15 protein-coding genes are annotated in these 20189 nt (G+C 69.1%); 13 read left to right on the forward strand and 2 right to left on the reverse strand.

Translation table 11 applies throughout. The features are described from left to right. Positions 1 to 39: 39 nt before the first annotated feature. From FBZ33_RS07990 to FBZ33_RS08000, 3 genes are all read left to right on the forward strand, one after another. The gene (locus tag FBZ33_RS07990; protein ID WP_141908551.1) at positions 40 to 1047 is read left to right on the forward strand and encodes a PaaX family transcriptional regulator C-terminal domain-containing protein; all 1008 of its coding nucleotides are present in this window, start codon (positions 40 to 42) and stop codon (positions 1045 to 1047) included. A gap of 443 nt (positions 1048 to 1490) precedes the next feature. Beyond that, positions 1491 to 2957, forward strand: a complete 1467-nt coding sequence (locus tag FBZ33_RS07995) for an endo-1,4-beta-xylanase (RefSeq protein ID WP_141908552.1) — start codon at positions 1491 to 1493, stop codon at positions 2955 to 2957. A 126-nt stretch (positions 2958 to 3083) separates the two neighbouring features. After that, positions 3084 to 4469 (forward strand): RICIN domain-containing protein, encoded by a 1386-nt coding sequence (locus tag FBZ33_RS08000; protein WP_141908553.1) that lies wholly within the window; start codon positions 3084 to 3086, stop codon positions 4467 to 4469. Between the two features lie 100 nt (positions 4470 to 4569). On the opposite strand, the gene FBZ33_RS08005 is transcribed toward FBZ33_RS08000, so the two are convergent. After that, a complete protein-coding gene (locus tag FBZ33_RS08005) occupies positions 4570 to 5340 on the reverse strand; it encodes a FadR/GntR family transcriptional regulator (protein ID WP_088947070.1) in 771 nt (256 codons plus the stop codon). A 147-nt stretch (positions 5341 to 5487) separates the two neighbouring features. Between FBZ33_RS08005 and FBZ33_RS08010 the strand changes: the two genes are divergently transcribed. The 8 genes from FBZ33_RS08010 (at position 5488) to FBZ33_RS08045 (ending at position 13531) form a co-directional block, all read left to right on the forward strand. Further along, a complete protein-coding gene (locus FBZ33_RS08010) occupies positions 5488 to 6753 on the forward strand; it encodes an ABC transporter substrate-binding protein (RefSeq protein WP_141908554.1) in 1266 nt (421 codons plus the stop codon). Between the two features lie 4 nt (positions 6754 to 6757). Beyond that, positions 6758 to 7738: a carbohydrate ABC transporter permease gene (locus FBZ33_RS08015; protein WP_172861986.1), complete on the forward strand. Its 981-nt coding sequence runs from the start codon at positions 6758 to 6760 to the stop codon at positions 7736 to 7738. Beyond that, a complete protein-coding gene (locus tag FBZ33_RS08020; RefSeq protein WP_088947072.1) occupies positions 7738 to 8565 on the forward strand; it encodes a carbohydrate ABC transporter permease in 828 nt (275 codons plus the stop codon). Before FBZ33_RS08015 ends, FBZ33_RS08020 begins: the two co-directional genes overlap by 1 nt. A gap of 1 nt (position 8566) precedes the next feature. After that, positions 8567 to 9790 (forward strand): mandelate racemase/muconate lactonizing enzyme family protein, encoded by a 1224-nt coding sequence (locus FBZ33_RS08025; protein ID WP_141908555.1) that lies wholly within the window; start codon positions 8567 to 8569, stop codon positions 9788 to 9790. Between the two features lie 105 nt (positions 9791 to 9895). Continuing rightward, on the forward strand, positions 9896 to 10921 hold the full coding sequence (locus tag FBZ33_RS08030; RefSeq protein WP_141908556.1) for a zinc-binding dehydrogenase: 1026 nt from the start codon (positions 9896 to 9898) through the stop codon (positions 10919 to 10921). Continuing rightward, positions 10918 to 11679, forward strand: coding sequence for an SDR family NAD(P)-dependent oxidoreductase (locus FBZ33_RS08035; protein ID WP_141908557.1), 762 nt, complete (start codon positions 10918 to 10920; stop codon positions 11677 to 11679). The genes FBZ33_RS08030 and FBZ33_RS08035 overlap by 4 nt, the downstream gene beginning before the upstream one ends. Next, positions 11676 to 12554, forward strand: a complete 879-nt coding sequence (locus FBZ33_RS08040; RefSeq protein ID WP_141908558.1) for an amidohydrolase — start codon at positions 11676 to 11678, stop codon at positions 12552 to 12554. The genes FBZ33_RS08035 and FBZ33_RS08040 overlap by 4 nt, the downstream gene beginning before the upstream one ends. Next, the gene (locus tag FBZ33_RS08045; RefSeq protein WP_141908559.1) at positions 12551 to 13531 is read left to right on the forward strand and encodes an aldo/keto reductase; all 981 of its coding nucleotides are present in this window, start codon (positions 12551 to 12553) and stop codon (positions 13529 to 13531) included. Before FBZ33_RS08040 ends, FBZ33_RS08045 begins: the two co-directional genes overlap by 4 nt. A 109-nt stretch (positions 13532 to 13640) precedes the next feature. Here FBZ33_RS08045 and FBZ33_RS08050 read toward each other — a convergent pair whose 3' ends face one another. Beyond that, positions 13641 to 17186, reverse strand: a complete 3546-nt coding sequence (locus FBZ33_RS08050) for a ThuA domain-containing protein (RefSeq protein WP_141908560.1) — start codon at positions 17184 to 17186, stop codon at positions 13641 to 13643. A 521-nt stretch (positions 17187 to 17707) separates the two neighbouring features. Here FBZ33_RS08050 and FBZ33_RS08055 point away from each other — a divergent pair. Next, the gene (locus FBZ33_RS08055) at positions 17708 to 19219 is read left to right on the forward strand and encodes a sugar ABC transporter ATP-binding protein (protein WP_141908561.1); all 1512 of its coding nucleotides are present in this window, start codon (positions 17708 to 17710) and stop codon (positions 19217 to 19219) included. Continuing rightward, positions 19216 to 20187 carry an ABC transporter permease gene (locus FBZ33_RS08060; protein WP_088947080.1) on the forward strand — a complete coding sequence of 324 codons (972 nt, stop codon included), beginning with the start codon at positions 19216 to 19218 and terminating at the stop codon, positions 20185 to 20187. Before FBZ33_RS08055 ends, FBZ33_RS08060 begins: the two co-directional genes overlap by 4 nt. The last annotated feature ends 2 nt before the right edge of the window (positions 20188 to 20189 follow it).

Consider the following 20189-nt stretch of genomic DNA (forward strand, 5'->3'; position numbering starts at 1 on the left):
TACAGTCGTCACACCGTCCCTGAGGAGCACGGAGCGCCTGTGGCAAGCCCGTTCGACATCGACGAGATATATCCGGACGACGGAGACCAGCCACTCCGACTGCCCCGGCGGCAGGTGGGCAACTCACCCCAGGGCGTCGCGGTGACCCTGCTGGCGGACTACACGCTGCGGACCAGGGCTGCCCTCCCGTCCGCCGCCATCGTGGAGCTGCTCGCCGAGACCGGCGTGACCACGGCCGGGGCGCGTACCGCGATCAGCCGGCTGGCCCGTCGTGGCGTCCTGGAGGGCAGTCGGCTGGGGCGGCGCAGTTCCTACCGGCTCAGCCGGGCGGCCGCCGCCAACCTCTCCGCCGGCGGCCACTGGATCATCACCTCCACCACGGCCGCGGCACTGTGGGACGGGTGCTGGACGGTCGTCGCCTTCTCGCTGCCCCAGGGCCTGAGCACGCAGCGACGGGCCCTGCGCGCCCAGCTCCGCTGGCTCGGATACGCGCCGTTGTACGACGGGTTGTGGATCTCGCCCCGCGAACTGACCGCTCCCGCTCGGGCACAGCTCGACCAGCTCACCCACGGTGCTGTCACGGTGTTTCGCGGACGGCAGGTCGCGCTCGACTTGGCCGGTCACCGTGCCCCGATCGAGGCCTGGGACGTCGAGGCGATCAGTCGCAGCTACGAGGAGTTCCTCAGGCGCTGGACGCCACTGTTGCCCCCGGTGACGTCCGGGGCGGTCGACGGAGCCGCCGCTGTGCGGGCCCGTACCGAGATCATGGACACCTTCCGCCGTTTTCCCGTCCTCGACCCGCAACTGCCCGTGGAACTCCTTCCGGACGGATGGCTCAGGCGGCCGGCCCGCGAGTTGTTCGCGGCCGTCTACGACGGCCTCGCCGCACCCGCCGAACGACACGTACGGGCCGTCGTCGCCCGTTTCACCGATGCCGCCCAGCCCGGCATCGAGGCGCACACCACCGCCGACATCCTCGCCGGACTGCGGGTCGACGCGGACCCGGCGCAGCCGGCCCCGGGCGGCCCGGCCACCGGTTGCCCGTGAACCGCGAGAAGTCGACGGTCGTCCTCGGCTGACGACTGTGAGCGATAACAGCGTTGCCGTACGGCAGCACTCCGGCGGCGCGGCGCTGCGGCTCGCGTGGCTGCTGACCACGGCTGCTGCGGGCCCGTTGGTACCGGGCGAAACGCGGCGGTCCGGGAGATGGGCGTGAACGGCTCGTTACGTCTTGACGAACGACATGTTATCGCTCACTCTCGATATAGAGGTCGATCGTTGTGGTGGCTCACCGGGCGAGCCGCACGGGTCGTACCTCCGATCGCGACGTCCCCAGGGCATGCGGACGTCACCTCGGGACCCGGCAGGTGCCGGCAGTCCTCTCGGACCGGGCGCGCCGACGCCTGGTGGCCAGGATGGCCGGCTCGGCCATCTGTCCCGAGTGAAGTGGCACATCACCACCACCGATGCAACCACTGAAAAGGAACGACATGAAGCCCATGAGAAAGATGCTGGCGGCGGCGACCCTCGCCGTCGCCCTCACCACCGGTATGACCGTGGCGCTGAATCCCGCAGCCGCCGCCGGCACGACCCTGAAGGCCGCGGCGGCGGAGAAGGGCCGCTATTTCGGTGCGGCCGTCGCGACGGGCAAGCTCTCCACCAGCGCGTACACGACCATCCTGAACCGTGAGTTCAACAGTGTCGTGGCCGAGAACGAGATGAAGTGGGACGCCACCGAGCCGCAGCAGGGCCAGTTCAACTACGGCGGTGGTGATCGGTTGGTCAGTCACGCGCAGGCCAACGGCATGAGCGTGCGGGGTCACGCGCTGTTGTGGTATCAGCAGCAGCCGGGCTGGGCGCAGGGGATGTCGGGTAGCGCGTTGCGGAACGCGGCGATCAACCATGTGACGCAAGTGACGACGCATTTCCGGGGCAAGATCCACTCGTGGGATGTGGTGAACGAGGCGTTCGCCGACGGTGGCGGTGGTGGGCGTCGTGATTCGAACCTGCAGCGCACCGGTAACGACTGGATCGAGGCGGCGTTCCGGGCGGCGCGGGCGGCGGATCCGGGTGCGAAGTTGTGTTACAACGACTACAACACCGATGGGATCAACGCGAAGTCGACGGGGATCTACAACATGGTGCGGGACTTCAAGTCCCGTGGTGTGCCGATCGATTGTGTGGGTTTCCAGTCGCACCTGGGCACGTCGTTGGCCGGTGACTACCAGGCGAATCTGCAGCGTTTCGCCGACCTCGGTGTGGACGTGCAGATCACCGAGCTGGACGTGATGACCGGCGGCAACCAGGCCAGCATCTTCGGTGCGGTCACCCGAGCCTGCCTGGCCGTCTCGCGCTGCACCGGCATCACGACTTGGGGTGTGCGGGACTGTGACTCGTGGCGGGGTTCGGACAACGCCCTGCTGTTCGACTGCAACGGCAACAAGAAGGCCGCGTACACGGCCGTCCTGGACGCGCTCAACTCCGGCTCGACCCCGCCGACCACGCCTCCGCCGGGCTCCGGGGTGGACACCAGTGCCTGGTACGTCCTGCTGAATCGCAACAGCGGCAAGGCCCTGGACGTGTACGCCAACGCGACCACTGACGGGGCGCGAATCAGCCAGTGGACGCGCAACAACGGCGTGAACCAGCAGTGGCAGTTCGTCGACTCGGGCGGCGGCTACTACCGGCTGAAGTCGCGGAACTCCAGCAAGGTGCTCGACGTCTACAACTTCTCCACCGCCGACGGTGCGGCGATCGTGCAGTGGAGCGACGGCAACGGCACCAACCAGCAGTTCCGGCTCGCCCAGTCATCCGATGGCTACGTGCGTGTGATCAACCGCAACAGCGGCAAGGCCGTCGAGGTGCAGGGCGCGTCCACCGCCGACGGCGGCAACATCGTCCAGTACGCCGACTGGGGTGGCAGCAACCAGCAGTGGCAGCTGGTCCGCATCGGATAGTGACCGCCGCATCTCGCCCGCACTCATCCCCCCAGACGTGCTGACGCCACCACCAGACGTCGGCACGCACGCCAGGGCACCCGCGTGCGTTCTGCTCGTGGATGACCCCGATCGAAGGAGTGGACCATGAAGGCCATCGGTGAGGCTCGTCCCGCCTCTCCACGGAGACGTCGCTGGCGGTCAGGCTTGGCCGCAGCGGCGGCCGCGGTCATGGCGGCCAGCACGCTCGTGGCGGTCAACGCGTCCCCCGCCTCTGCGGCGACCGTGGACACCAACGCCTGGTACGTCCTGGTCAATCGCAACAGCGGCAAGGCGTTGGACCTGTACGGCTCGGCCACCAACGACGGCGCACGGATCAGCCAGTGGACCCGGAACAACGGCGCGAACCAGCAATGGCAGTTCGTGGACTCCGGGGGAGGCTTCTACCGGCTGAAGTCCCGGCACTCAGGCAAGGTCCTCGACGTCAGCAACTTCTCGACCGCCGACGGCGGAGCGATCGTGCAGTGGTCCGACCTCAACGGGACCAACCAGCAGTTCCGGCTGGCCGACTCCGACGGCGGCCACGTGCGGCTGATCAGCCGGCACAGCGGCAAGGCCGTCGAGGTGCAGGGAGCGTCCACCGCCGACGGTGGCAACATCGTGCAGTACGCCGACTGGGGTGGCGCCAACCAGCAGTGGCAACTCGTCCCCACGGACAGCGGCAACCCGCCGCCGACAGGCGGCAGCGGGTGCGGCAAGGCGCCGACGCTCTCCAGTGGCACGCACACCATCCAGACCAACGGCAAGAGCCGCACCTTTATCCTGCGGGTGCCCGCGAACTACAACAACAGCAACCCGTACCGGCTGATCTTCGCGTTCCACTGGCGAGGCGGCACCATGCAGGAGATCTCCTCCGGCGGCACGAGCGGGACCCCGTGGTCCTACTACGGGCAGCAGGAGCAGTCGAACAACAGCGCGATCCTGGTCGCGCCCCAGGGGTTCGGCAACGGCTGGGGCAACGCCGGCGGTGAGGACATCACCTTCGTCGATGACATGATCGCCCGGATCGAGAGCAGCCTCTGCATCAACCCGAGGCAGCGCTTCGCCCTCGGCTTCAGCTGGGGCGGCGGCATGAGCTACGCCATCGCCTGCGCGCGGCCCACCGTCTTCCGGGCCGTCGCGGTCATCTCCGGCGGGCAGATCAGCGGCTGCAGCGGCGGCACGCAGCCCATCGCGTACTTCGGATTGCACGGCATCTCGGACAACGTCCTGAGCATCTCCCAGGGGCGGTCGTTGCGGGACACGTTCGTCCGCAACAACGGGTGCACCGCGCAGAACCCGCCCGAGCCGGGCGCGGGCAGCCGCACCCACATCACGACCACCTACTCGGGCTGCCGGTCCGGTTACCCGGTGCAGTGGGCGGCGTACGACAACGGTCACATGCCCGGTCCGGTGGACGGCACCTACGCCGAGAGCGGCATCACGACCTGGACCAAGGGTGAGATCTGGAGGTTCTTCGCGCAGTTCTCCTGATCCCGGTCGCCGGCGAGGCCGGCGCTGACATCGGCGGTGGCGCCTGCTCCGAGACCGCGGGAGCAGGCGCCACCGCCCTCAGCGTTGGAGCTGCCGCCCTTCAGCGTTGAAGACGTACCGGCTTGCCCGAGCCGCTGCGGCGGACCAGCCAGGCCTCGGTGATGTGGGTGAACATCGCCTGGGCGGCGCCCTCGGAGTCGTGGGCGGCGATGCGCTCGTAGATGCGTCGGTGGCCCTTGTTGGATGCCACGCACAGCGAGCGTTCGGTGCGGCCCATGTAGCGGGCGGTGTTGATGACCTGGCTTTCCAGTGCCCGCACGACGCCGCGGGCGATGCGGTTCCCGGATGCCTGCATGATCGTGTCGTGGAAGGCCCGGTCATGGTCGTGGTACGTGACGTGGTCGTCGACGAGCTCGTCCATCCGGTCCACCATGGCGCGCAGCCGGTCGACAGTCTCGGCGTCGGCGAGGCGGGCGGCGACGTTCGCCATGTCGGACTCCAGCACCCGCCGGGTGACGACGAGGTCGTCCAGAATGGCGAGGCTGTCGTCCTCGGCGATGGTGGCCGCGAGGACGAGCTCGTCGAGCATGTCCCAGTGTGACGGTGGGGTGACCATGGTGCCGGCACCCTGGCGGACCTGCACCAACCCCTTCTCCTGAAGGATCTTGACGGCTTCCCGGACGACGGTCCGGCTCACGGAGAAGGTGTCGCAGAGGACCGGTTCGGGTGGCAGGGACGTCCCGGACGGGTGGACGCCACGGACGATGCGCTGCACGAGTTCGGCGGTGACCGCCCTGGCGAGGTTGGTCGGTCGACGCACCCACTCCGGGGTCCCCGGATTGTTCAGGGCTGTCTCCTGCGCTGGCGTCATGTCCCCCTCCGAATGGCTCGCCGTGGCACGACGTCGACATCAGTCTACGGCCGACTATTGACGTCACACGTCATACGAGTTACTTTCCGATCAACAATGGCATGGCGGCCTGCCCGTCGGCCACCCCACGTTCAGAGGTGACAACTGATGAGACAGCGCGCAATGTGGTCGGCCGTCCTCGTTGTGGGACTGGCCTTGGCCGGCTGTGGCAGTGCCAGCGATTCGGGCAAGTCCAGCGGCGGTTCGGACAACAAGTTGGTGGTGTGGGACTGGAAGTCCGGCGAGCCGTTCGCGAAGTCGTACCTGGACAAGGCGAAGGCCGACTTCAAGAAGAAGCACGCCAACGTCACCGTCGAGTTCGTCGCGCAGCCCTTCGACCAGTACTACACGCTGCTCGGTGCGGCCATCCAGTCCGGCAAGGGGCCGGACGTCATGCTGTTCAACGGCGGTGGCCAGATCCGCGACCGGGTGGACGCGCTGGTGCCGCTCGACGACTACGTGGCCGAGGACAAGCAGCGGTTGGCCGGCTGGGAGGCGTTCGGCAAGGACGGCAAGACCTACGCCGCCCCGGTGACGCTGCAGGGCTACCCCATCTACTACAACAAGGCGGTCTACCAGAAGGCGAACCTCGACCCGGCGAGCCCGGCCACCACGTGGGACAAGTTCGTCGCCGACTGCGCTGCCATCGCCAAGGCCGGCTCCAAGTGCTTCGCCCTCGGCAACAAGGAGGGCGTCGGCATCCAGTTCTGGCTCTCCACCATGGGCTCGACCACCCTCACCGCCGCGGAGTACGACGCCTGGATCACCGGCAAGCGCGACTGGAACTCGGCAAACGTCAAGCGGGTCTTCCAGCTCTGGAAGGAGACCGGTGAGAAGAAGATGAACAGCGACGGGGCCAACTCGACCGCCATGTTCAACGACTCCTTCGCGCTCTTCCAGTCCGGCAAGGCCGCGCACGTCATGGGTCTGATGTCGGATGTGGGGCACTGGCAGGACTTCAACGAGTTCCTCACCCCGGAGAAGCTCGGCGTCATGAAGGCCCCGGTCGTCACCGCCGGCACCACCCCGAGCCTCCCGTACGACGGTGGCATCGGCTACGCCGTCGCCAAGTGGACGAAGGACCCGAAGGTGGCCGCGGACCTGGTGCGCTCCCTGAGTTCGGCCGACGCGCTGAAGGCGTTCTACGCCGACGCCGGCGCGATCGCCGCCGACACCACCATCGACGTGTCGCAGGGTGGGCCGGCGGTCTCCACGATCGTCAGCGAACTGAAGAGCGGCAAGGCCGCGCTGCACGTCGCGCTCTCCTCGAAGACGCTCGACCTGATGGGCCGCCTCTCCCAGCAACTGCTCAGCGGTTCGATCACCGTCGACGAGGTGGTGAAGCAGTTGGCCGCTTCCGACCAGGCGGGCTGACCTCGTGCCAATCGGAAACACGCAACCGTCGGTCCGTCTGGCTCCGGCCGGACGGGCCGGCGGGGCGGCGGGCACCCCCGCCGCGCACCGGGGTGGCGTACGCCCCCGTCCCGACCGGGGCGGGCTGCGCGCGGAACGCTTCGCCCCCTACATCCTGGTCGCCCCAGCCGTCCTGATCATCGTGCTGCTGCGGCTCTACCCGCTGATCCTCGGGGTCAACTTCTCCTTCACCGGCGACGGTGCGCAGAACGGGACGGCCGTCGGTTTCGGCAACTATCGGGAGCTCTTCGCCGACCCGCTGTTCCAGACCGCGCTGAAGAACGTCGGGCTGCTGGTGCTGCTGCTGCCGGTGGCGGTGGCGATCCCCGGTCTGCTCGCGACGTTCATCTACCTGCGGGTGCCCGGTCACCGCTTCTACCGCAGCGTCTACTTCTTTCCCGCGGTGCTCTCACCGGTCATCGTCGGTGCGATCTTCAACCTGCTGCTCGCCTTCGACGGCCCCCTCAACGCCGTCCTCTCCTCGGTCGGTGTCGATCCGATCGACTGGCTCGGTGACCCGGGCATCGCGATGTTCATGGTGGTCGGCGTGCACATCTGGGCCACCTTCGGCATGGCCCTGGTGGTGTTCCTCGCCGGGTTCGCCACGCTGGACCCCGCGCTGCTGGACGCCGCCCGCGTGGACGGGGCGTCGCTGCGCCAGGTGGTCTGGCACGTGATCGTCCCGAGCCTCTCGCGCACCATCCAGTTCGTCTTCGTGACCACGATGATCGGGATGCTGACCTCGATGTTCGGGCTGCTCTACGTCATGACCAGCGGCGGTCCGGAGGGGTCGACGTACCTGCCGGAGTTCTACATCTGGAAGCAGCAGGGCCAGATGAACCGTCCCGCTCTCGCGTCGGCCGCGTCGACGATCCTCTTCATGATCATGCTCGTGGTGGGGCTGTTGCAGATCAAGCTGCTCGAACGATCCGGAAAGGAGGATTGATGTCTCGCCTCCGCCTGGGCTGGTGGCTGATCGCCATCCCCATGTCGTTGCTCGCCCTGGCGACGATCTACCCCCTGCTGTTCACCGCCAACGTCGCGATGAAGACGCGCCGTGACTACATCCTCGACCGGTTCTCCCTGACCGACGCTCTGCGTTGGGAGAACATCAGCACGGCGTGGAACAGCGTCGGCATGGGCCGCTACTTCGTCAACTCGCTGTTCGTGGTGACGGCGTCGGTGCTCCTGCTGTTGCTGCTCGGGTCGATGGCCGGCTTCGCCCTGAGCCAGTTGCGGTTCCGCGGCTCGTCGGCGTTGTTCCTGGGCTGCCTCGCGGGGCTCTTCATCCCGTTCCAGGTGATCATGGTGCCGCTCGCCCGGATCATGGCCGACACCGCGCTCATCGACACGTACCCGGGCCTGATCCTGGTCTACGTGGCCCAGTTCCTGCCCTTCACCGTCTTCCTGATGACGAGCTACTACAAGGGCATCCCGTCGGAGATCGTCGACGCGGCCCGGATCGACGGCAACACCGTGTACGGCGTGTACCGCCGGATCATGCTGCCCCTGGGCACCCCGGCGCTGCTGTCGGTCGGCATCCTCAACGCCCTGTTCTGCTGGAACGACGTCCTCATGGCACTGGTGATGATGCCGTCGGCCGAACACCGGACGCTGATGATCGGGGTGACCTCGCTGCGCGGGCAGTACTCCGACAACATCCCCACCTTCGCCTCCGGGGTGCTGATCGCCGCGATACCCGTCCTGTTGGTCTACCTGTTCCTCCAGCGCCAAATTGCCGACGGTGTAGCCGCCGGTTCCACGAAGGGTTGACATGCGCATCACGGGATATCGGACGCTCACCACGGTCCAGGAATGGGGGCGGCCGGTCGGCGATGCCAACGGCGTCTTCGCCGACGGGGTGGTCCCGGTCTCGATCGTCGTCGTCGACACCGACGAGGGCATCTCGGGCGTCGGCCTCGGGCCGCACGTCGAGATCGAGCGGGTCTTCGCCGCCATCGAGGGCGAGGACCCGCGCGCGGTGACGACCCTCTACGACCGCATGTTGCGGCACACGTTCAAGGCGGGCCACGCGGGCCCGGTGTTCGGCACCATCGGCGCTCTCGACACCGCACTCTGGGACATCAAGGCGCAGGCCGCCGGTGAGCCGTTGTGGCGGCTGCTGGGCGGACGTGACCGGCGCGTTCCCGCCTACGCGTCCGGCCTGGACATCGGGCTGACCGACGACGAGCTCGTCTCCGAGTACGAGGTCTACGCCAGCCACGGCCTGCGGGCCGCCAAGCTCAAGGGTGGCCTCGACATCGAGCGCGACCGGCACCGGCTCTGCCTCGTCCGGGACGTCCTGACCGAGGCCGGCCACGGCCGGCGGCCGGGTCTGATGCTCGACGTGAACGAGGCATGGACCCGCAAGCAGGCCGTTCGGCACGTCTGCGAACTCGAACGCAGCCTGGACCTCATCTGGATCGAGGAGCCCGTCCGACGCTGGGACGCCGAGGGCAACGCCGCGGTGAGCAGAGGAGTGCGCGCGTCGGTCGCCACCGGGGAAAACCTCACCGGGCTCGAACAGTACCGCCCGCTGATCGCCGCCGGCGCGGTCGACGTCGTCCAGATGGCCGCCGTCTGGGGGGTCACCCACTTCCTGCGGGCGTCCGCCCTGGCGCACGCCCACGACCTGCCGGTCAGCCCGATCGGCAACAGCCCGATCGGGCTGCTGCACGCCGCGACCTCGGTGCCGAACCATCTGACCAGCGAGCTGCAGGACCTGCACCGACCGGTCGGGGTCTCCATCGACCTGCACGTCGAGGACGGTGCCTTCGTCCTCGGCGACTCACCCGGGCTGGGTGTCCGGGTCGACGAGGAGCTGATCCGGGCCGCCAACCGCCGTCCGCAGCCGCAGACGGCCGACAGCCCCAACGTCCGGCCGGAGTGCGCCGGGCGTCGGCTGCTGGCCGGGGTCGACGGCATCGTCCCCGGCCGCCAGGTGCCCGTCGTGTCGCTGAACTCGCACAACGACGTGGCACCCACCGCGCGGCACTGAGCTGACCACCACATCAAAGGGAGCGTGGGTGCACCGCCACGGCGGTGCACCCACGACCATGCCGGTCGGCACGACCGACGTACCGACCGTCGAGACGGAGGATCGATGAAGGCAGTCGTCTACCGGGGGGCGCGTCACCTCGGAATCGAAGAACGCGAACCGGTGCCACCCGATCGCGGCCAGGTGCGGATCGAGGTGGCCTACACCGGAATCTGCGGCACGGACCTGCACATCTACCACGGGGACATGGACGCCCGGGTCGGTGACTCCGCGATCATCGGCCACGAGATGTCCGGGCGGATCGCGGCCCTCGGCGAGGACGTCGACGGCTGGAGCGTCGGCCAGGCCGTCACCGTGATGCCGACCCGGCCGTGCGGGCAGTGCGCCGCCTGCGAGCGCGGCAACTCCCACGTCTGCCACGCCATGAACTTCCTCGGTATCGACTCACCGGGCGCCATGCAGTCCTCCTGGAACGTGCCGGTGGAGCTGGTCCTGCCGCTGCCCGAGGAGTTGCCGCTCGACCACGCGGCGCTCGTCGAGCCGGTCGCGGTCGCCGTGCACGACGTCCGACGGGGGAACGTGACCGCCGACGACCAGGTGGTCGTGGTCGGCGGTGGGCCGGTAGGTGTCCTCATCGCCACCGTCGCGCAGAGCCGCGGCGCACGGGTGCTCCTCGTCGAGCCGGACCCGTTCCGCCGCGAGGTGGCGGGCGGGATCGGGATCGAGGCCGTCGACCCGGGATCGACCGATGTCGTGGCACTGGTCAACGACCGCACCGACGGCGCGGGCGCCGACATCGCCTTCGAGGTGTCCGGCTCCGCGGCCGGCGTCACCACGGCGGTCGACGTCCTCACCACCCGGGGCCGGCTGGTGATGGTGGCGATCCACCCCAAGCCTCGCGAGGTGAACCTGCACCGGTTCTTCTGGCGCGAGCTGGAACTCCTGGGTGCCCGGCTGTACCAGCGCGACGACATGGTGGAGGCGATCCGGTTGGTCGCCTCGGGCGCGATCCCGGCGCGACAGCTCATCTCCCGTGTCGAACCGGTCCAGGCGGTCGCCGACGCCTTCACGGCCCTGGAAGGTGGCGGCGTCATGAAGGTGCTGCTCGACCTGCGGGAGGGCGACCAGTGACCGCCCTGTTCGACCTGTCCGGACGGACCGCCGTCGTGACCGGGGCACGGCGCGGCATCGGCCTCGCCATGGCCGAGGCCCTGGCCCTGGCCGGTGCCGACATCGTCGGGGTCTCCGCCCAGCTCGAAGCGACCGGCAGCGAGGTGGAACGCCGGGTGCAGGCCGCAGGCCGCGGGTTCACCGCGCTGCGGGCCGACCTCGGTGACCGCGCGGCCGTGCACCGGCTGGCCCGGGACATCACCGCTCTCGGGCCGATCGACATCCTGGTGAACAACGGCGGCACGATCGCCCGTACTCCGGCCGCGGAGCACCCGGACGAGATGTGGGACCACGTGATCGAGGTGAACCTCAGCAGCCAGTTCGTCCTGAGCCGGGAGATCGGCCGGACGATGGTCGAGCGGGGCCGAGGGAAGATCATCTTCACGGCGTCGCTGCTGAGTTTCCAGGGTGGCATCACCGTCCCCGGCTACGCCGCGTCCAAGTCGGGGGTGGCCGGTCTGACCAAGGCGCTGGCGAACGAGTGGGCGGCCCACGGGGTGAACGTCAACGCCATCGCCCCCGGCTACATCGCCACCGACAACACTCAGGCGCTGCGCGACGACCCCGACCGTGCCCCGGCGATCCTCACCCGGATCCCGGCGGGTCGGTGGGGCCGGGCCGACGATCTCGGTGGCGCCGCGGTGTTCCTGGCGTCGGCGGCATCCGACTACGTCAACGGAATCGTCCTGCCCGTCGACGGCGGCTGGCTGGGCCGATGACAGACGCAGAGGTGCCCGGACGAGCCGGGATCGTCGACGCGCACCACCACCTCTGGGTCCGCGCACGGCACCCTCAGCCGTGGATCGACCCGGTGACCATGGCGGCCATCGACGCCGACTTCGAACCCGCGGATCTCGCGCCGGTGGCCCGGGCCGCCGGGGTCACCGCGACCGTGGTGGTGCAGTCCATCGCCTCGGAGGCGGAGACGGTGGACCTGCTGGCCGTCGCGGCCGGGGACACCCTCGTCCGTGGTGTCGTCGGCTGGGTGGACCTGACCGCCGACGACGTCGCCCAGCGCCTCGAACGCCTGCGGGCCGCACCGGGCGGGGAACGCCTCGTCGGCATCCGCCACCTCGTGCAGAGCGAGACCGACCCGGCGTACCTGGACCGCCCGGACGTCCGCCGGGGGATCGCGGCGGTCGGCGCGGCCGGCCTGGTCTTCGACCTGCTGGTCCGCCAACACCAGCTGCCCATGGCCGCACGCCTGGCGCACGACCTGCCGGAGGTGCGCTTCGTGCTCGACCATCTGGGCAAGCCCGCGTTGGGCCGTCCGGAGATGACCGAGTGGACTCGCGGTCTGCGGGCGTTGGCGGCCTCGCCCAACACCACGGCGAAGCTCTCCGGTCTGGTGACGGAAGTGGAACGGTCACCCTGGACGACGGAAGACCTCCGACCGGCCGTCGAGGGCGCGCTCGACACGTTCGGACCGGACCGACTGATGTACGGCTCGGACTGGCCGGTCTGTCTGCTCGCCAGCTCGTACCCGCGATGGGTCGAGGCGCTGGCGGAGTTGCTGGGCGACCACGACGAGGCCGACCAGGCGCTGCTCTGGGGGGACACGGCGCGCCGCGTCTATCGGTTGGAGGCGTCATGAGGGTGCGAGCACTGCCGCGTCGCCCGGAGGTGCGTCTCACCGAGCTGGGCTTCGGTGCGGCCCAGGGTGGCAACCTGTACCGGGCCACGACGGACGAGGAGTTCGCGTCGGCGGTCGACACCGCGTGGGAGGCGGGCGTCCGGTACTACGACACCGCGCCGCACTACGGGCTCGGTCTGTCCGAGCGCCGACTCGGCGCCGCGTTGCGGCACCGCCCGCGCGACGAGTACGTCGTGTCGACGAAGGTCGGGCGACTGCTGGTGCCGTCGCCGCAGGACGCCCACCTGCGGGACTCCGACGGGTTCGATGTCCCCATGAGCCACCGGCGGGTGTGGGATTTCAGCCGCGACGGCGTCCTTCGCTCGATCGAGGCCAGCCTGGATCGCACCGGGCTGGACCGGATCGACATCGTCTACCTCCATGACCCGGACGACCACTGGGAGTGGGCCGCCAGTGAAGCCGTGCCGGCCCTGGCCGAGCTGCGTGACCAGGGCGTGGTGGGTGCCATCGGCGCCGGCATGAACCAGTCGGAGATGCTGGCCCGGTTCGTGCGGGAAGCCGACGTCGACGTGATGATGTGCGCCGGGCGGTACACCCTGCTGGAGCAGGGCGCGGCCGATGACCTGCTGCCCGCCGCCCAGAGTCGCGGGGTGGGCGTGGTCATCGCGGGCGTCTACAACTCAGGGCTGCTGTCGCGGGACCGGCCGCAGGCTGACGCCGTCTACAACTACCAGCAGGCACCGGCAGAGTTGATCGAGCGGGCGCGGCGGATCGCGACGGTCTGCGAGACGTACGGCGTCACCCTGCCGCAGGCGGCACTGGCCTTCGTCCGCCGGCATCCCGCGGTGGTGTCGACGGTGGTCGGTGTGCGCAACGCCTCCCAGGTCGCCGAGGCGGTGCGACGCTCGGAGGCCGTCGTGGCGGAGGAACTCTGGGACGCGCTGGCGGCGGCGGGGCTGCTCGCCACGGCGCACTAGGGCGACGCCCTCCCTCTCAGCCTGACGACGACGTCCCGGCCGGGACCGGCTCCGCTCATCGGATACCGGTCCCGACCGGGACGTCATTCGCTACGGCGACAGCCGCGGGTCACACCGCGGTGAACCGCCACTGCTGGTTGGCCGCACTGTGGCAGGTCCACTGCAACAGTCGGGCGCCGTCGGTGGTGGCGGCGCCGTTGACGTCCACGCAGAGCCCGCTCAGGACGTTCCGCACCGTGTACACGCCGGAGGTTCCCGTCGCGGTCGCGGTGAACTTCTGCTGGTTGCCGTTGTTGCAGGTGGCCTGCTGGAGGAAGGCACCCGCCGCCGTGGAGCTGCCGACCACCTCGACGCACTTGCCGCTGTGCAGGGCCTTGAGGTAGACCGCACCGCTACCGGCGTCGACGGCCTGCCACTTCTGGTTGTTGCCCCCGGTGGCCGCCCACTGGGTGATCTGTGCGCCGTCGGCGGTGGAGACACCGCTGACGTCCATCAGCTTGTTGCTGTGCTGCGCCGTGACCGTCCAGGTCTTGCCCGCCAGGCCACCACCGGTGCCGGGTGTTCCGACGCCGTTGCCGCCGAAGGTGTGCGAGTCCAGATCGAACGAGTTGCTGCTGTTCTTGAACACCATGTAGAGCGTCTGTGTCCCGCTGAGCGCGGCGACGCTCACCGGAGTCGTGGACTGGTAGTTGTCCCAACCACCGGTGCTGGGCACCGGAGTCGTGGCCAGCAACGTCCCGGTGGGTGAGCCGGCGCGCAGCTCGATCGTGCCGCCACCGGATGGCGACGACAGCCGGTAGCTGACCGTCGAGATACCCGACAGGCTCATCGGGCTGAACGCGATCCAGTCGTTGGTGGAGATGTCACCGACGCGCTTGGTGCTCTCCGCCGCCGCCTGGTCGACGACCCGGATGCCGGACTGGCTGCTGAAGTACTCGGACTGCTTGTGCTTCGGCTGGAGAATCGCCTGCGCGGTACCGGTGAGCGGAGCCGCGCCCCCCGCACCGCCGCTGTCGGTGTAGCGAGCGTTCAGCACGTAGAACAGGTTGGCGCCGTCCGGGTGACCACCGAGCAGGTCGGTGGAGATGGTGCCCGAGCAGCCCGGATACTCGGTGGTCTCGTGCGCGTGGTCGTCGTGACCGAGCGCGGGGTTAAGGACCACCTTCGAGCAGTCGACAGTGCCGCCGTCCGGGTCGGTCACGGTGATCTGGTACGACACCTTGTCACCGAAGGTGAGCATGCCGCCGTTGGATGGTGTGGTGATGGTGACCACCGGGGCGCTGTTGCCGACGGTGATCTGGACGTTGGCGAAGCCCGTCTTACCGGTGTTGTCGGTGACCTTCAACTGCGCTGTGTAGTTGCCGTTGGCGGTGTACACCTTCGACGGGTTCGCGGCCGTGGAGCTGGTGCCGTCGCCGAACGTCCACTGGTAGCTCAGCGTGTTGCCGGGGTCCGGGTCGGTCGTGCCCGCGCTGCTGAACTGCACGGTGAGCGGGGCGGTGCCACTGGTGGGTGTGCCGGTGGCCTTGGCGATCGGCGACCGGCCGCCCTGGACGTAGTCAACCCGGTAGAGCCCGGAGTCGCTGTTGCCGCCACCGAAGTTGGTGCCCCACTCCAGCAGGTAGAGCGAGCCGTCCTTGCCGAACTCCATGTCCATCGGCTTGTTGAACCGGGCCGTGGGCAGGAACGGGTTGGTGCGGGTCACCGCCGAGGCGGAGTCGAAGTGCACCTCCTTGATGTAGCTGCGCGACCACTCGTAGAAGAAGTGGACGCCGTCGTAGTAGGGCGGGAACTTCGTCGCGGACGGGTTCGCGGGGTCGTACCGGTAGACCGGCCCGCCCATCGGCGCGGAGCCGCCGGAGCCGAGCTCCGGGAAGGTCGGCGAGGTGCCGTAGCCGTACCACATGTTGGGTGCGACGACCGGCTTCAGGCTGGTCAGGCCGGTGTTGTTGGGTGAGTTGTTGACCGGTGCCGAGCAGTTGAACTTCGAGCCGACGACGCCGGTGTCCGGGTTGAACGGCGCGTAGGGCTGGTTGTCGCCGTGGCAGAACGGCCACCCGTAGTTGCCGGGCGTCTTGATCACGTTGAGCTCGACCAGGCCCTCGGGGCCGCGGTTGGTGGTGGGCGGGTTGCGGTCCGGCCCGTAGTCGGCCAGGTAGACCCAGCCGTTGGCGGGGTCGATCGAGAAGCGGAACGGGTTGCGGAAGCCCATCGCGTAGATTTCCGGCTTGGTCTGCGCGGTGCCCTGCGGGTAGAGGTTGCCGGTCGGGATGGTGTAGCTGCCGCTGGCACCGGGGCGGATGCGCAGCAGCTTGCCGCGCAGGTCGTTGGTGTTGCCGGCGGTCCTGGCGGCGTCGAGGTTGGACTTGCCCGACCGCCAGTCCAGCGGGGCGTAGCCCTGCCAGTTGGGGTCGAGGTTCGGCGGCGTGTCGTCGCCGGTGCCGATGTAGAGATTGCCGTCCGGACCGAACTCGATGTACCCGCCGGTGTGGCCGGGCTCCGGGAACGTCCGGTCACGGTAGGCCGGGATGTCGATGATCGTCACACCGCTGGACATGTTCAACGTGTCGCCGGAGAGCGTGTAGCGGGAGACGCGGTTGACGTCGGTCGTGCTGCTCGCCGGCGAGTGGTACAGGTACACGTACCCGTTGGTGGCGAAGTTCGGGTCCAGCGCCATGCCGGTGAGACCGTCCTCGCCGCCGGTGTAGACGCTCAGCGTGCCGGCGGTGACCGTGCTGTTGGTGGAGGGCTTGAAGATCTTCAGTTGCCCGCCGCGTTGGGCGTAGAGCACCCGCCCGTCGGGGGCCACTGCCATCGCCATCGGGTCGACGGTGTTGTCGTCGAGGGTGCGCTTCTCGAAGTTGCCCCAGACGGTGCCGCCGCAGTCGCCGGCGACGCTGCCGGCGGCCCACCGGACGCCACCGAGGACGTGGTTGCGGAAGTTCGTCTCGCTGTACGAGGCGATCGCGTGGCCCATCGCGGTGGCCCACACCCGCCCACCACCGGCGTTGCGGCACCAGGAGATCGGGTGGTCCGGGCCCATTGCCCGGGACCCCGGGGTGTACGTGCGCTCGTCGGCGGTCACCAGGACGTGCACGTTGCCGCGCGGGTTGGTGTCGAAGTTGTACCACTCCTCGCTGCGGTTCCAGCGATCCGGCAGACCGGCCGTCGACGGGTGCTGCTTGTCGGCGACGATGGCGGTGCCGGGCAGCACGCCGGGGGAGTGTTCGGGCATGTGGGCGCCGCCGTTGATGGTCTGGTCCCACCAGGGGTACTCCGACTCGATGCCCATGTCGGTGGCGTTGTGGACGCCGACGATGCCCTTGCCGCTGGCGAGGTAGCCCTCCACCGCCTGGCGCTGCGCCGCCGAGGTCCAGACCATGCCGGAGGTCTGGAACATGATGATGACGTCGAAGGTCGCCAGGTTGCTGGCGGTGAAGACGCTGGAGTCCTCGGTCGCTACCAGCTCGAAGTTGTTCGCCGCCGCCTGCTGCTGGAACATGGCGATTCCGGCGGGGATCGAGTCGTGCCGGTAGCCGGCGGTCTTGGTGAACAGCAGGGCACGGAAGGCCGGGGCCGCCGATGCGGGTGGGGCGAGTCCGAGCGACAGTAACAGGCCGGCGATCACCGCGATGATCAATGTATTGCGACGCATGCCGTCTCCTAGGTTGTGCGGTGGTGGGGTGCGATCCGGGCCCTTCGGTGCGTCAGGTTCTGCCTGGACGCCTGGGCGGGCACGAGCGCGCGCTGGGCTGTCCTCGTGCCGTTCGCCGAAACGGCAGTCAGACCGGCAGGACGTCACACAGCGTGATGATGGCCGTGGTTGTCGTCCCGTGGCCCACGAGGTCAGGATGAGCTAGAGATCGATGGGTGTCAATCAACGAGGGTAACATCCGATGTCCTGCCCGGTGGACGACGGCCGTGAGCGGCTCCCTGGCTGCGGTTCCGCTGTCGATCATGGACCGGCCTGCCAGTCGGTCTAGATCGAGGATTGCGGACCCGCATCCAAACATCTATCTTCATACGTGTGATGTTTCGCGGATGTCAAGAGAATGTTTGCAACACGCGAACGTAAGCCGCCTCCGTTCCTACGAAAGTTTGATGTCCAGCGCTTCAAAGTCGCCGTAGTGTGGCATCGAACGCTGTCGATAACTACTGTCTGTGAGGGCACTCGGGATGTCAGACTCGCGGCCGGTGCCGCTGCTCACCCTTCGGGGTATCGGCAAGTCCTTCCTCGGAGTACGAGTTCTCGGCGAAGTCGACCTCGATGTGGCGCCAGGCGAGGTCCACGCCGTCGTCGGTGAGAACGGCGCAGGGAAGTCGACCCTCATGAAGATCGTCTCGGGCGGATACTCGCCGGACGATGGCACTGTCGAGTTCGCCGGGGAACCCCGGGTGTTCCGTGGCCCGCGCGACGCGCAACGGGCCGGCGTCGGCATCATCCACCAGGAGTTCAACCTGCTCCCGGAGCGCACCGTCGCCGAGAACGTCTACCTCGGCCACGAGCCGGTCCGCCGCGGGTTGGTCGACCGCCGGGCGATGCTCGACCGCACCACGCGGCTGCTCGCCTCGATCGGGGAGACCACGTTGCCGGCGGACGCCCGGGTGGGGCAGCTCGGTGTCGCGCAGCAGCAGGTCGTCGAGATCGCCAAGGCGCTCGCCCTGGACGCGCGGCTGCTCATCATGGACGAGCCGACCGCCTCGCTGGCGGACCACGAGGTCGAGCTGCTCTACGGGTTGGTGCGCCGACTTCAGGAGAGGGGCATCGGCCTGCTGTACGTCTCGCACCGGCTCGCCGAGGTCTTCGACCTGTCCAGTCGGATCACCGTCCTGAAGGACGGCCGCCGCGTGACCACAGTGGACACGGCCGACACCACCGCCGACCAGTTGGTGCGGCACATGGTCGGCCGCGAGCTCTCCAGCTACTACCCCGACCGGGCCAGCCCCGACGACCTGGGCCCGGTGCGGGTCACCGTCCGCGACGCGGGAAACCGGAAGCTGCGCGGCGTCAACCTCGAGTTGCGTGCCGGCGAGGTGCTCGGCGTCGGCGGCCTGCAGGGCTCCGGGCGTTCGGCGCTCGCCCGCGCGCTCTTCGGGGTGTCGCCGTTCACGACCGGCGAGGTCACGCTCGACGGCAGGCCGGTGCGGCTGCGCTCGCCACGCACCGCGATGCGGGCCGGCATCGCCTACGTCACCGAGGACCGCAAGGGCGAGGGGATCGTCCCCCGACAGTCGGTCCTCGACAACACGCTGCTCGCCAGCCGGGCCGTGTTCGCCATCCGCTCCGGCCACGCCGCCCGCACCGTCCGCGCCCGCGAGCTGCTCGCCGCCGTGGAGGTCCGTGGCGCCGGCGACGACCAGGAGATCCGCTTTCTGTCCGGGGGCAACCAGCAGAAGGTCGTGCTGGCCCGATGGCTCGCGCTCAACCCGCGGATCCTGCTCTTCGACGAGCCGACCCGGGGCATCGACGTGGGCGCGAAGTCCGCCATCCACGATCTCGTCCGTCGTCTCGCCCGCGACGGCGCGGCCGTGCTGATGATCTCGTCCGACCTACCGGAGCTGCTGGGAATGAGTGACCGGATCGTCGTCCTGCGCGACGGCCGCATCGTGGGCGAGTTGCCCGCCGGCGCGTCCGAGGAGGACGTCGTCGCGTTGGCGGTCGGGACCGCGCGGGAGGCAGCTGCATGAGCGCCCTGTCGCTCCTTCCGGCCCGCCGTCCCGTACCGGGCGTCTTCGTGGCCCTGACCCTCACCCTCGCGATCGGCTGGCTGGTCGTCCTCGTCGACGGCGGTCAGCTGTTCAACCAGTCCACCACGGTGAGTCTGCTGCACGTCGCCGCCGGCCTCGGGCTCGTCGCCGTCGGACAGACCCTGGTCATCCTGGGTGGCTCGCTCGACCTGTCGGTGGCGTACGTGATCAGCCTCAGCACCCTCGTCGCGGCCGAGACGATGAACGGCAGCGACGGCGCGTTGGTGCCGGCGATCGGCCTGGCGCTCGCCGTCAGCGCCGGTGTCGGGCTGCTCAACGGGCTCCTCGTCACCAAGTTCCGGGTCAACGCGTTCATCGCGACCCTCGGCGTCGGGCTGCTGCTCAAGGGTTACCTCGACAACGGCTACGACGGCCCGGCCGGCACGACCTCGCCCACGCTCGTGCAGTCTCTCGGCTATCAGCGCGTCGGCCCGGTGCCACTGTCGTTCCTGTTGCTGATCGCCGTGACCGCGGCAGCCTGGTTCGCGCTCTCGCGGACCCGCTTCGGCCATCACCTGGTCGCCGTCGGCGGCGACCCGGAGGTGGCCCGGCTCTCGGGTGTCCGCAACGACCGGATCCTGGTCACCGCCCACGTGCTCTGCTCGATGTGTGCCGGGCTCGCCGGTATCTACCTGGCCAGTCGGCTCGGTTCGGGCGCTCCCCGGGTAGGCACCGAGGGTCTCTACGACCTGGAGTCGATCGCCGCCGTGGTGATCGGCGGGACCGCCCTCGCCGGCGGGCGCGGCGGTGTCATCGGCACCGTCGGTGGGGTGCTGCTGCTCGCCAGCATCGACGCCATCTTCAACCAGCTCGAGGTGGATGCCTTCTTCAAGCAGGTGATTCGGGGCGTCATCATCATCGCCGCGGTCGCCGTCTACGCCCGCAGGGCCATGCGAAAGGCAGCCTGACC

It is taken from the genome of Micromonospora sp. A202 (genome assembly GCF_006715105.1).
In the GTDB taxonomy this organism is placed as follows: Bacteria; Actinomycetota; Actinomycetes; order Mycobacteriales; family Micromonosporaceae; genus Micromonospora; species Micromonospora zamorensis.